Annotated in this window: 12 protein-coding genes; 7 read left to right on the top strand and 5 right to left on the bottom strand. The window is 72.4% G+C overall.

From position 1 onward, the window contains the following. The first annotated feature begins 172 nt into the window (after positions 1-172). A complete protein-coding gene (locus JIG36_RS05505) occupies positions 173-601 on the top strand; it encodes an Hsp20/alpha crystallin family protein (protein WP_203374855.1) in 429 nt (142 codons plus the stop codon). 59 nt (positions 602-660) lie between these two features. Here the strand turns inward: JIG36_RS05505 and JIG36_RS05500 are convergent, their stop codons facing one another. Next, positions 661-2,160, bottom strand: coding sequence for a hypothetical protein (locus tag JIG36_RS05500; protein WP_203374854.1), 1,500 nt, complete (start codon positions 2,158-2,160; stop codon positions 661-663). A 1-nt stretch (position 2,161) separates the two neighbouring features. Beyond that, positions 2,162-2,977 (bottom strand): hypothetical protein, encoded by an 816-nt coding sequence (locus tag JIG36_RS05495; protein ID WP_203374853.1) that lies wholly within the window; start codon positions 2,975-2,977, stop codon positions 2,162-2,164. A 166-nt stretch (positions 2,978-3,143) separates the two neighbouring features. On the opposite strand from JIG36_RS05495, the gene JIG36_RS05490 reads away from it, so the two are divergent. The 5 genes from JIG36_RS05490 to JIG36_RS05470 all read left to right on the top strand — a co-directional run bounded on the left by JIG36_RS05490 (position 3,144) and on the right by JIG36_RS05470 (position 8,607). Beyond that, positions 3,144-4,274, top strand: coding sequence for a hypothetical protein (locus tag JIG36_RS05490; RefSeq protein ID WP_203374852.1), 1,131 nt, complete (start codon positions 3,144-3,146; stop codon positions 4,272-4,274). A 148-nt stretch (positions 4,275-4,422) separates the two neighbouring features. Then, positions 4,423-5,349, top strand: a complete 927-nt coding sequence (locus JIG36_RS05485) for an ABC transporter ATP-binding protein (protein WP_203374851.1) — start codon at positions 4,423-4,425, stop codon at positions 5,347-5,349. Then, positions 5,346-6,158 carry an ABC transporter permease gene (locus JIG36_RS05480; RefSeq protein ID WP_203374850.1) on the top strand — a complete coding sequence of 271 codons (813 nt, stop codon included), beginning with the start codon at positions 5,346-5,348 and terminating at the stop codon, positions 6,156-6,158. The genes JIG36_RS05485 and JIG36_RS05480 overlap by 4 nt, the downstream gene beginning before the upstream one ends. Positions 6,159-6,479: 321 nt before the next feature. After that, positions 6,480-7,715: a sensor histidine kinase gene (locus tag JIG36_RS05475; protein WP_307872576.1), complete on the top strand. Its 1,236-nt coding sequence runs from the start codon at positions 6,480-6,482 to the stop codon at positions 7,713-7,715. Between the two features lie 223 nt (positions 7,716-7,938). Beyond that, positions 7,939-8,607, top strand: coding sequence for a response regulator (locus JIG36_RS05470; protein ID WP_203374848.1), 669 nt, complete (start codon positions 7,939-7,941; stop codon positions 8,605-8,607). Here the strand turns inward: JIG36_RS05470 and JIG36_RS05465 are convergent. Together JIG36_RS05465 and JIG36_RS05460 are read right to left on the bottom strand one after the other, a co-directional pair. Then, positions 8,591-8,878, bottom strand: coding sequence for a YiaA/YiaB family inner membrane protein (locus JIG36_RS05465; RefSeq protein ID WP_203374847.1), 288 nt, complete (start codon positions 8,876-8,878; stop codon positions 8,591-8,593). The genes JIG36_RS05470 and JIG36_RS05465 overlap by 17 nt on opposite strands. Positions 8,879-9,357: 479 nt before the next feature. Then, complete coding sequence (locus tag JIG36_RS05460; RefSeq protein WP_203374846.1) at positions 9,358-9,921, bottom strand: dihydrofolate reductase family protein; 564 nt, start codon at positions 9,919-9,921, stop codon at positions 9,358-9,360. 208 nt (positions 9,922-10,129) lie between these two features. Here JIG36_RS05460 and JIG36_RS05455 point away from each other — a divergent pair, with 208 nt between their 5' ends. Beyond that, complete coding sequence (locus JIG36_RS05455; RefSeq protein WP_203374845.1) at positions 10,130-10,906, top strand: polysaccharide deacetylase family protein; 777 nt, start codon at positions 10,130-10,132, stop codon at positions 10,904-10,906. 9 nt (positions 10,907-10,915) lie between these two features. Here JIG36_RS05455 and JIG36_RS05450 read toward each other — a convergent pair whose 3' ends face one another. Then, a complete protein-coding gene (locus tag JIG36_RS05450) occupies positions 10,916-12,067 on the bottom strand; it encodes an ABC transporter permease (protein WP_203375035.1) in 1,152 nt (383 codons plus the stop codon). Between the last annotated feature and the right edge of the window lie 15 nt (positions 12,068-12,082).

Here is a 12,082-nt window from a genome sequence, read left to right as displayed (position 1 = left end):
GGCGAGGGACTTGGCAGTCCCGCCGGAGGAGTGCTAAAAAATTCTTAGTCGCTGCTGGTCAATCGCGGTGATGCACCTCGAATGACCGCGCAGCGCTCTCGGCAGAACTGATTGTCGGCCGAGCGCCACGCGTCCGCCGGAAAGCCCGGCGGACGGTCTCGAGGAGGTGTCCGTGGTGCTGACTTTCGATCCTTTCCGCGAACTTGACCGGCTGGCCGGGCAGATGCTCGGTTCGAACATCGCCGACTCGGCGATGCCGATGGACCTCTACCGCACCGGTGACCACTTCGTGCTGCACTTCGACCTGGCCGGCGCCGACCCCGGTTCGGTCCAGGCCAGCGTCGACAACCGTGTGCTCACCATCAGCGCCGAGCGGTCCCCGCGCACCGACGACGACGTGCAGTGGATCCGCCGCGAGCGCCGGACCGGCCACTTCGAGCGCCGCCTGAGCCTCGGCGACGGTCTCGACCTCGACCGCGTGGCCGCGACCTGGCAGGACGGCGTGCTCACCGTGACGATTCCGGTGGCCGAGACGGTCAAACCGCGCCGCATCGAGATCACGACCGACAGCCGCCCGGCCGTCTCCGCCTCTGCCGACTGATCCCACCGCGGCCGTTGAGGGCCTGGGCGAGGTTGCTCACCCAGGCCCTCATGACGTCCTCAGGCGGAGATGCCGGCGTAGGCCAGCCAGCGCTCGCGGGGCGACAGGCGCAAGCGGATGTGGCTCGGGTCGACGCGGCCCAGGGCGGGCAGGCGCTCGCGGATGCGCAGCTGGGCGGCCTCGGTGGCGTCGGTCAGCAGGCGCTGGACGGCGGCGTGGTCGCGGTGTTCCTGCGAGAGCATGACGATCAGCTTGGCCCGGCCCCGGATCACGTCGCCGCGGCACAGGCGGGACTGGGCATAGGCGATCTCGCAGCGGCGGGTGTGCGGCTGCAGGGCGGACTGGACCACCGACAGCAGCGTCGGCGTGTCCACTGTGCGGTGCGGGATCTGCCACCAGAGCCAGATCGGGTAGGGGACACGGCCGGTGATGGTGGCGCCGGTCTGCTGGCTCGACGGTGGGTAGGAGCAGCGCATCGCGGGGCTCACCGCCACCTTCCAGTCGGTGATCAGGGACTGGTCGGTGTCGTCGGGCGGGGTGCCGGGGGCCAGCCGGGACAACGCCTCGGGCCAGCCGCCCGACCACTGCGGCATGGTCTCCTTGGCGGCGACCGGCAGCACCAGGTTGATGAACGTCGTGCGGCGCATGCTCGAGATGGAGGCGGCCAGCACCCCGACGCCGCGCGCCCGCAACGCGCCGACCACCGCCTCCGTTGTTCCCGCGCGGGACGGGCCGACGACGCTGACCAGGAAGGCCCGCCGCGGGGTCAGCACCGGCGCCTCGGGGAACAGGCGGCTGCGGGCCTGACGATAACGCTCCCGGTCGAAACCCCGGATCGTGAACCATTCCCCGCGTACGCGGTTGAGCCGCTGATCGTCCAGTTTGAGGCCGAACCCGTACTCCTCGGCGAGCGCCGCCAACTCCGTCTCGAAGTCGAGCCGCGTCTCGGCCCGGCCGGGGTCGACCCCGATCGAGAACCGCAGGCACGGCCCGATCGCGTCGCGCAGCCGCTCGTTGGAGCCGTCGCCCCGCTCGACCTTGTTGGTCAGCGGCACCGGGGCGACCGGGGTGTGCAGGTGCAGCACCGGCGCGTCCCGCTCGGCGGCGAGGCCGGTGAGCTTCTCGATGACCAGCGCCTGCATCAGCGCCTCGCGGTAGGTGGGCGACCAGTGGGTGTTGCCCAGGGTGATGAGCACCTCGACCTTGCGGGTGGACCGGTTGAGGAAACCCGGATTCGGCACGGCGTGACCGAAGTAGGTGTACGAGTCACGCAGGCCGGCGTCTTCCCCCGGCCCGATCTGCACGCGGCCGGTGAACGCCGACATGGTCGACGGCCACGTCGACGTCGACACCGACAGCCCGGCCACCGAGAACAGGCAGAAATCGGTCGGCCACCCGCCGGCGTCTTCCTTGTCGGGGGCGGGTGACACCGTCACCGGTGGTTCGAGGTGGCCGTTCACCGACCCGTGGGTGAGTGTGAACCGCACCGACGAGAAGTACGTCCCGGCCGCTTCGGCCGCGATCCGGGCCAGCTCCGAGGATTTCGTCGAGGACGTCATCTCACACTTCACCCCGCGCGTCGAAGAAGTCGTCCGGTTCGACCGTGCGGGCCGGGGCCCGCCGGGCATCGCGCAACCACCGCGGCACCCGCACCGACCGCGGCACCGAACTGGCGCGATGGGACCGCCGGGCCGCGAACTCGCACAGGCAGCAGATCAGGATCGCGATCAGCACCACCAGGGCGAGCTGGAACATCCGGGTCATCTCGCGGGCGTCGCGCACCGTGCCGACCACGATCGCCAGCGCCGTCGTCACCACGACCGACGCCGCCGCCAGCGTCCGCTGGAACTTGTGCAGCTGGCCCAGCACCGACTTGGTGCTCGGCAGGTCGAGCCGCGCCAGCAGCAGGCCCGGAACCAGCAGCAGCACCGCCACGACGGCGTCGGCCTGCCGGGGCACGAAGTCGGCGCCGATCTCGCCCGAGTAGAGCCATTGCAGCCCGCCCGACAGCAGCGTCCCGATGCCCAGCACCACCAGGGCCAGCCCGGCCACCATCCGGGTGATGCTCTCGATCAGGGCCGGCGCCTCGTCGGCCAGCGCCATGAACGCGGACACCCGCACCGGTTCGGTGGACTGCGGGCTGAGCTCCACCGACGGCCGCCGCCAGTGCGCGTGGGCGCCGTGCTCCCGGGGGTCGTTGTCGGTCGTCACGTCCCGGCCCACCTGCGCCGCCCGCAGCCCGGCGGCGATGTTCAGCAGGGCCGGCCCAGGCAGCTCGCTCTTGGCCAGGTGCTGCATGCCGTCGGCGGCGTAGTGCGCGCAGAACGCCGCCAGCACGTGCAACGAGCAGTCCCCGGCGGTCAGCGCGGCGATCACCTCGTCGGCGGTCAGGCGGCGGGGCGGCGGCGCCGATCCGGGGCCGACCGGGATCGGCAGCCGGGCCAGGTAGGCCTCGTAGCCGGCCAGGTCGACCAGCCGCCGCCGGCCCGAGCTCGGCCAGCCGGGAGGCGATCCCCTGCATCTCCAGTTCGAGCAGCTTGTGGTGGATGCCGAGCCGGTCCGCGCGCCGGGCCACCGATTCCAGGTCCTGGGCCAGCACCTCGACGAACTCGTCGTCGACGTCGCTGGACATCAGGAACCGGCGGACGCTGATCTCCTGCCGGACCTCCAGCGTCAGGTGGTACGCCTTGACCGAGCGCGGGATCTCGGTCTCGTACTCCACGACGAACTCGCGGTTGACCGGCAGCACATTCTTGGCCAGGTTCTGCAGCGGCGCCGGGCGGTGCTGGGCCGGCAGCAGCGGCGCCTCCCAGGTCAGGAACCGCCGGGGCCGGTCCACGCCGAGCTGGGCGACGAGGATGTACTGCCGGGCCGCCAGTTGCAGCAACCGGGCGAACGGCACCGGCCCCTGCTCCCGGCCTTCCGCGGGGAAGAGCGCGTCCAGAGCCGACAGAGCCAGGTCCCGTACGGAATGGGAACCGCCCCTCGAGGAATCGGAGAGCGCGGCGTGGTCGAGGGGCGTGTGCAACCGCTGCCCGGCCGGCGCGCCGACCATGATCAGCTCGGTCACCGCGGCCTCGATCAGCCACCGCGACCGCTGGTGGGTGTGGCGCAGCTGGTGGATCGGGCTGGCCGGCGCGGACACGTCCTCGTGGGCGTTGATCAGCATCGAGAGCAGCTTGACGAGGGCGGCCGCGGTGAACCGGTCGGCGTCGCGGTGCGAGAGCCGCGGCACGACCTCGCCGTGCGAGTCGTGGATGGCCACCGGCGCCAGGTCGCGGCGGCTGTAGCGCGACACCGGCACCCACAGCGCCGCGTCACCGGGCACCACCAGCGTCTCGCGCAGCCGCCCCGAGATCAGCTCGAGGTCGACATCGACCCGGATCGTGCGGCTCATGTGCCCGCGGTCCACCAGCGTCAGGTGCTCGGAGAGCCCCGGCATGTGGTCGAGCCGGAACGACAGGTCCATCAGGGCCAGGCCGAGCGCGGCCTCCCGGCTGGGGAACGTCACCGGCGCGGTCGGCACCGGAAGCGCCCGGATCATCGTGCGCAGCGGGTCGAGCGGCCCGTCGCCCGGCCGGTCGGCGACCGTGGCAGGCCCCCGCAGATGGACGGTCATGCTTCATCATCCTGGCCGCCGCACCCGGGACCGGAGGTTGATCTGTCGCCATGACGACTGGCCCTTGTCTGAGAACCGGCTGAGGCGCCACTGGTACCTGGGTACCAGGCGGCGCTCGCAGGTGTGCCCCGCGGTACCAGGGCGACGCCCGGGCGTCTCCGTAGCTTGGGTTCTGGCAGCTCAGAGCTAGGGGAGGGTCCGGATGATCGAGGTACTCGAGGTCACCAAACGGTACGGGGAGAAGGTGGCCGTCGACCGGCTCAGCTTCGTGGCCCGGCCCGGGCAGGTCACCGGTTTTCTCGGGCCCAACGGCGCGGGCAAGTCGACGACGATGCGGATGATCGTCGGACTGGACCGGCCGACCAGCGGGTCGGTGCTGGTCAACGGGCGCCCGTACGCCGAACACGCGGCCCCGCTGCAGGAGATCGGGGTGCTGCTGGAGGCGAAGGCCGTGCACCCGGGCCGGACCGCCGTCAGCCACCTGCTCGGGCTGGCGCGCACCCACGGCATTCCGCGCCGGCGGGTCGACGAGGTGATCGACCTGGCCGGTCTGGGCGCGGTGGCCGGCAAGCGGGTCGGCGGGTTCTCGCTCGGCATGGGCCAGCGGCTCGGCATCGCGGCCGCCCTGCTTGGCGACCCGGCCGTGGTGATGCTGGACGAGCCGGTCAACGGGCTCGACCCGGAGGGCGTGCTCTGGGTGCGCAATCTGCTCGCCGGTCTCGCGGCCGAGGGCCGTACGGTGATGCTCTCCTCGCACCTGATGAGCGAGACCGCCCTGATCGCCGAGCATCTGGTCGTGGTCGGCCGGGGCCGGCTGCTGGCCGACACCACCGTGGCCGGCCTGATCGCGCAGACCGCGGGCGGCGGCGTGCAGGTCGCCACCTCCCAGCCCGGCCTGCTGCGTGACCTGTTGTCGGGCCCGGGCGTCACCGTCACCTCCACGGCGTCCGAACAACTGCGCGTCGACGGCCTGACCAGCCGGGAGGTCGGCGCGGTGGCCGCCGGTCACGGCATCCCGCTCTACGAACTCGTCGAGCACCGCGTCTCGCTGGAGGAGGCCTTCATGGACCTGACCCGCGACGCCGTCGAATACGCCGCCACACCCGTGCTGCAGGAGGCCATCCGATGACTACTACGTCCGTACGCCCGGTCTACCGCCTCACCGCACGCGGCGTGCTCGCCGGGGAGTGGACCAAGTTCTGGTCGCTGCGCTCGAGCGGGATCACGCTCGCCGTCTCGGTCGTCCTGCTGGTGCTGGTCGGGATGATCGCCTCGGCCTCGTACGACCCGTCGGGCGGAGGCGGTGGCCCCGGCGGCCCCGGCGGCGGCGCTTCCGACGCCGTCGGCCTGGTCCTGAGCGGATCCACCTTCGCGTCGCTGGCCGTGGGCGTGCTCGGCGTGCTGCTGGCGGCCGGGGAGTACAGCACCGGCATGATCCGCTCGACCCTGAGCGCGGTGCCGACCCGGCTGCCGGTCCTGTGGTCGAAGGCGCTGATCGCCGGTGGCCTGGCCGCCGTCACGATGACCGTCGGCGCGGTCGTGTCGTTCCTGATCGGTTCGCCGCTGCTGCCCGACGCCGTGAGCGGATTGGGCCTCGGCGACGACGGCGTGCTGCGGTCGCTGCTCGGGGCCGGGCTCTACCTGGGTCTGGTCGCCGTGCTCGGGGTGGCGCTGGGTGCCCTGGTCCGGTCGAGCGCCGGCGGCATCGCGATCCTGGCCGGTGGGCTGCTCATCGTGCCCGGGCTGATCTCACTGCTGCCCGCATCGTGGTCCGACACGATCAGCCCGTATCTGCCCAGCAACGCCGGCGGCGCCATCATGTCGGTGCAGACCGCGGACGGTTCGCTCGCCCCGTGGGCGGGCCTGGCCGTCTTCGCCGCCTACGTCGCGGTCGTGCTGGCCGCAGCCGCCTGGCGCCTCACCAAGACCGATGCCTGACCAGCGAGCCACCCCGCCGAGCGCGGCGCGCGCCGAGCGTGGCGGCTCGCCGGGTGCGGCGCATGCGGAGCCCGGCGGCGCGCGGGGAGTGTTGCTTGACCGGCTTGGCGGCTTGCCTGGTTTGGCGCGTGGTGGGTGTGGCGGCTCGCGGGGAGTGTTAGCCGGCCGGCGTGGTGGGCGCGGCCGCGCGCGGCGGGTGTTGCTTGGCCGGCGTGGCGGCTCGCCGGGCGTGGCGGTTTGCGGGGAGCGTTGCCTGACCGGTGTGGCGGCTCGCGGGGCGATGCCGGGCCGGCGCGGCGGAAGAATGATCTGATGGACGGCGTGAGCGCACCGCCTGAGCCGGATCCGTTTCTGCGGCATCCGGTCGGGCGCTGGCTGCTCGGGCGGCGCGATCAGATGCGGCGACTCGATCAGCGGCGGCCGTGGCTGTTCGACGTCGGCCCGGCGGTGCTGATCTTTCTGTTCAGCCTGCCCCAGGTGCTGACCGGCGGCCCCGACCACGACGCGCCGCCCCAGCCGGTGGCGTTGCGGCTGGCGGCGGCGGTGGTGCTGCTCGCGCCGCTGTGGTGGCGCCGGCGGGCGCCGCTGGTGGCGTTCACGGCGGTCGCGGTCATCATGCTGGCCTACTGGTTCGCCGGCCTCTGGATCAGCACCGCCATGGTGATGCTGATCGTGCTCTACGGCGTCGCCGCCCGCTCGTCGATGCGGGTGCTGGTGTGGGTGGCGGTGGCCACGGCCGCCGAGTTCACGTTCGGGCTGCTGGTGCTGGCCCCGCTCGGCGACTTCCGGTTCACGGTCTGGCTGCTGGTGCTGGGCACCTGCTCGGCCGCCATCGCGGTCGGACTGGCCGCCCGCACCTCCCGCGCCTATCTGGCCGCCCTGGGTGACCGGGCCGCCTGGCTCGAGACCGACCGTGAACGGCAGGCCCGGCTGGCCGTGGCCGAGGAACGGACCCGGGTCGCGCGCGAGATGCACGACATCGTCGGCCACCACGTCTCGATCATCATCGGACTGGCCGACGGCGGCGCCACCATGGCCGCCAACCGGCAGGAGAAGGCGGCCGAACCGTTGCGGCTGATCGGCGAGACCGGCCGACAGGCGCTGGACGAGCTCCGGCGGGTGCTCGGCGTGCTGCGGGCGGAAGCGGCGCAGGCGCAGCTCAACCCCCAGCCCGGGCTGGCCGACGTGGAGCGGATGCTGGCCGGGGTGCGTACGGCCGGGCTCAGCGTCTCGTACGAGACCCGTGGCGACCTGCCGAGTCTCAGTCAGGGGCTGCAACTGGCCGTGTACCGGATCGTGCAGGAGGCCCTGACCAACACACTCAAGCACGCTGGCCGGGGCGCAAGCGCCGAGGTCGCGGTGACCGTAGGCGGCAACGAGGTCAACGTGCGCGTCACCGACAGATCCCCAGCCGGGCGGCCCGCCCCCTCGTCCGGCGGTCAGGGGATCGTCGGCATCCGCGAGCGTGCAGGCCTCTACGGCGGCGTCGTCACCGCGGGCCCCGACGGCGAAGGCTGGACCGTCGACGTCGTCATGACCACCGGCCGGGCGTCGTGATGGCCGAGTCCAGAGTGACGGTGATCGCGGGGACGGCGTACGTGGGGGCCGCGACCGTGGGGACGCCAAGCGTGGGGGCGGCGTCCGTGGGGATGGCAAGCGTGGGGGCGGCGTCCGTGGGGGTCGCGACCGTGGGGATGGCAAGCGTGGGGGGCGGCGTCCGTGGGGGTCGCGAGCGTGGGGACGGCGTCCGTAGGGGCGCGGCCGGGGTGAGGGGAGCAGGATGATCACTGTGCTGATTGCTGATGATCAGCCGTTGCAGCGGTTCGGGTTTCGGATGCTGTTGGAAGGCACGCCGGAGACCGAGGTGGTCGGTGAGGCCGGCAACGGCGCTGATGCCGTACGGCTGGTTGAGCAGTTGCGCCCCGACGTTGTGCTGATGGACATCCGGATGCCGGGCATGGACGGCATTGAGGCCACGCGCCGGATCACGGCGGCCGGGGCGCGGACGCGGGTGCTGATTCTGACTACGTTCGGACTCGACGAGTACGTCTACAGCGGACTGCGCGCCGGCGCGTCCGGTTTTCTGCTCAAGGATGCCCGGCCCGAGGAGCTGATCGCGGGGATCCGGGCCGTCGCTACGGGGGACTCGGTGGTCGCTCCGAGCCTGACCCGTCAGTTGATGGACGCCTACACCGATGCCGCCCGTCCGGTTCCGGCTCGGGCCGAGGACAGGCGGCTCGCCGCGCTGAGCGACCGGGAGCGCGAGGTGCTGATCGCGGTCGCCCAGGGCATGTCCAACACCGAGATCGCGGAGCATCTGACGCTCACCGAGTCCACGGTCAAGAAACACGTCGGGCGGATGCTGGCGAAGATCGAGGCGCGCGACCGGGTCCAGGCGGTGATCTTCGCGTACGACGAGGGCCTGGCGAACCCTAGGCGTTCGTCTTGAACGGGTCGTGCTCGTTGAGCAGCTTGTCGATCCGGGCCTGGTCGACGCGCCGGACGACCGAGCCCGACTCCTGCGCGTCGCGGATGGTCTTGGCGAGGGTGAACGCGGACGTGATCACGTAGGCCAGTCCGACCCCGAGGAAGGCCCGGATCCATCCGCCCACCGGCAGATAGAAGATCCCGGCGGCGAGGGCGACGGTGGCTATGGCGAACGAGGCGGCCGCCTGGATGTAGAACGCGGCGGTGACCTTGGGAGCGGCGGGAATGTCCATGGCGCTCATCGTTGCCGGGCGGTCACCGCCGCGCCTGAGTCCCGATACTCATCAACCCGACCAGCACCCGGCAGAACCGGGGCCAGGGCGGGTAGCGCCGTCAGGGGGCCGCGTCCCGGCAGAACCGGGCCAGGGCGGGTAGCGCCGTCAGGGGGCCGCGTCCCGGCCGAACCGGGCCAGGGTTGGGCAGCGCCGTCAGGGGGCCGCGTCCCGGCCGAACCGGGCCAGGGTGGGCAGCGCCGCCAGGGTGGCCGCGGCCCGGTGGTCGCGATCCGGCCGAACCGGTCACTCGGCGTGTGCGGGGGACGAACCGGGCCGGCGGGCGCGAACTACAGGTCTGTACTTCGCTTGGTCATCTTGCCCCTGAGCTGCGGGAACCGGATCGTGGTAGGGGCCGGGATGCTCGGCCGGCGGCAGCCATGCGGCGTAACTGGATAGCCATCCGCACCCACCGCCGAGCACCCCGGGAACACCCTCGGTCAGTGTGCGAGGGTGCGGTAGCGGAGGTGGACGACCCCGTTGGGGAACCGCCGCTCGTCGATGAGCTCGAAGTCGGCGCGCATGCCGGTCGGCAGCCCGGGCTTGCCCCCGCCGACGACGACCGGGAAGAAGAACAGGCGGCACTCGTCGACCAGCCCGGCCCGGAAAGCCTCCGACGCGAGGCCGGCGCCGCCCACGATGACGTCGCGGTCGGCCGTGGCCTTCAGTTGACGGACGGCGGCGGGGTCGAAACGGCGTTCGATGCGGGTGCCGGCCGTCGGTGCCGCGTCCAGCGTTGTGGAATACACGACCTTGCTCGCCGCCTTCCAGACGTTCGCGAAGGCGGCCATGAGGTCGGACTTCGCGGCCAGAGCGGGGTCGGTCTCCCAGACGGACATCGCCTCGTACAGTCGTCGCCCGTAGAGGAAGGTGCCCGCCGACCGCAGGAGGTCGGTGTGGAACGCGAACAGCTCGTCGTCGACGGGGAGCCAGTCGAACCGGCCTTGTTCGTCCTCGATGTAGCCGTCCAGCGACACGTTGGTCGCGTAGATGAACTTGGCCATGCCATACCTCTCGATGGTCGATCGAACCAGGTGAGGGACGTCGCGCGACGACCCTCACCTGGTCTACGAACGACCGGCCGCGGATCCGACCCGTGGTGGTCCTCCTTTCGGCCGATGACCGCGCCCGGGGAAACCGGTCCGGTGGCCGAGGCGTGCCCTGCCCATGATCGATCAGGCTGCGAGGCCGGAAATCGTTCATGGGGGATTGATGGTTACTCGTCGTGCTCTGCTGCGTGGGGCCCTGCTGACCACGGGTGGCGCCGCCACGGCGTTCGCCGGGTCCGGCCACGTGAAGCACTGGCTCGGCTGGGACCGGCCGCCGCTCGGGGGCGGCTACGCCTCGGCCGCCGACGACCTGGGCGCGGTCGCGAGCGGTGGCGTACGGATCCACTACTTCCGGCCGACCACCGGCAAGCTGGTGGCGCTCACCTTCGACGACGGGCCGATGCCGGACTACACACCCCAGTTCCTCGACGTGCTCGACCGTGCGCAGGTGCCGGCCACCTTCTTCTTCGTCGGCCGCAATCTGGAACGGCACGCCGGGCTGGTGCGCGGGCGCCTTGACGGCCACGAGGTCGGCAACCACTCCTGGTCGCACGACGACCTGGCCACCCTCGACCTGGCCGGCGCCCGCCGCGAGCTCGAGCGCGCCCACGACGCCATCCAGCGGCACACCGGCCGGACGCCGACACTGCTGCGACCCCCGTACGGGCATCTGGGCGGCTCGACCGTGCTGGCGGCCGACGCGATGGGCTACGACATCGCGCTCTGGTCGCACCAGATGCGCGAGCGCAAGTACGCCGACCGCCCGGCCGCCCAGGCCCGCGACCTGATCGACAGCATGCGCCCGGGCTCGATCGTGCTGGCCCACGACGCGGGCGACAAGCGCCGGCTGGTCGCGCTGAAGGCCCTGCCCGCGCTGATCGGCGGCCTGCGCGACCAGGGCTACCGCTTCGTCACCCTGGCCGAGCTGCTGCGGTCCTGAGCCGGCGCGTCACACCGTGCTCAGCGCCTCGGTCGGGGCCAGGCGTGAGGCCCGCGCCGCCGGATAGAGGCCGGCCACCGCGCCCAGCGTGATCGAGGCCGCGGTGCTGCTGAGGATGGCGGTCACCGGCAGCACCAGCGGCCACCCCTGCACCCGGGCGTAGACGATCGCCACCGCCAGCCCGACCAGGGCGCCCGCCACCCCGCCCAGCGCCGACAACGCGACCGCCTCGGTCAGGAACTGGGTACGGATCTGACGCCGCCGCGCGCCCAGGGCCCGCCGCAACCCGATCTCCTGCCGCCGCTCCAGCACCGCGATGATCATCGTGTTGGCCACCCCGATGCCGCCGACCAGCAGCGAGACCGCGGCCAGCCCGATGAGCAGGCTCCCGAACGTGTTGCGGGCCGCGAGCTGGGCCGTCAGGGCGTCCGACGGCCGGCTCACCTGCACGCTCGTCGGGTCCTGCGGGTTGACCGTGGACGCGAGCACTTCCCGTACGGCGTTGACCCGCTCCTCGGCCGATCGCGTGTAGATCTTCGTCGGGTGCCCGTCGAACCCGAGCCGCGACTTGGCCACGTCCCACCCGACCAGGGCCGCCATGTCGATCTCGGGCGCCAGTTCGAGCGGCTCGAGCACGCCGGTCACGGTGAACCACTGGCCGCCGATGAACACCTGCCGCCCCGGGCCGTCGACGCCGAGCAGTTCCGCGGCCCGGGCGCCGAGGACGACGGCCGGATAGCGGGCGGTGGCCTGGTTGAGCCAGCGGCCCGCGGCCGGCTTGCCGCCGAGCGCGTCGGGCAGGTCGAGCCGGGCCGCCAGCACGCTGATCCCGCGGGACTCGCGGGGATCGATGCGGTCGGTACGCCGTACGGTGGCCCCGGGAACCGACCCCGTCGCGCTCACCGACTGGATGCCCGGGATCCGGCCCACCATGTCGACCGCGGTGTCGGGCAGCTTGGCGTCGCCGTCGAAGACCAGGCTCTGGCCCGGCGCGACGGTCAGCAGGTTGGTGCCCAGGCGCGCGATCCGGTCGAGCAGCCCGGCCTGACCGGCGGCGCCGATGCCGAGCACGGCGACCATGGTGGCGATCCCGATGGCGATGCCGAGCGCCGACAGCACCGCCCGCAGCGGCCGGCTGCGCAGCCCGGTCAGCCCGACCATCACCACCTCGGCCAG

It is taken from the genome of Paractinoplanes ovalisporus (genome assembly GCF_016834655.1).
In the GTDB taxonomy this organism is placed as follows: Bacteria; Actinomycetota; Actinomycetes; order Mycobacteriales; family Micromonosporaceae; genus Actinoplanes; species Actinoplanes ovalisporus.
Note: the sequence above shows the minus strand (reverse complement) of the source record. Positions and strands in the feature narration are given on the sequence as shown.

What these genes read in the sequence shown, in the direction of transcription:
- JIG36_RS05500 (WP_203374854.1), bottom strand. Translation starts at nt 2,160, where the DNA reads ATGACGTCCTCGACGAAATCCTCGGAGCTGGCCCGGATCGCGGCCGAA.
- JIG36_RS05460 (WP_203374846.1), bottom strand. Translation starts at nt 9,921, where the DNA reads ATGGCCAAGTTCATCTACGCGACCAACGTGTCGCTGGACGGCTACATC.
- JIG36_RS05480 (WP_203374850.1), top strand. Translation starts at nt 5,346, where the DNA reads ATGACTACTACGTCCGTACGCCCGGTCTACCGCCTCACCGCACGCGGC.
- JIG36_RS05470 (WP_203374848.1), top strand. Translation starts at nt 7,939, where the DNA reads ATGATCACTGTGCTGATTGCTGATGATCAGCCGTTGCAGCGGTTCGGG.
- JIG36_RS05455 (WP_203374845.1), top strand. Translation starts at nt 10,130, where the DNA reads ATGGTTACTCGTCGTGCTCTGCTGCGTGGGGCCCTGCTGACCACGGGT.
- JIG36_RS05450 (WP_203375035.1), bottom strand. Translation starts at nt 12,067, where the DNA reads ATGGTCGGGCTGACCGGGCTGCGCAGCCGGCCGCTGCGGGCGGTGCTG.
- JIG36_RS05465 (WP_203374847.1), bottom strand. Translation starts at nt 8,878, where the DNA reads ATGGACATTCCCGCCGCTCCCAAGGTCACCGCCGCGTTCTACATCCAG.
- JIG36_RS05485 (WP_203374851.1), top strand. Translation starts at nt 4,423, where the DNA reads ATGATCGAGGTACTCGAGGTCACCAAACGGTACGGGGAGAAGGTGGCC.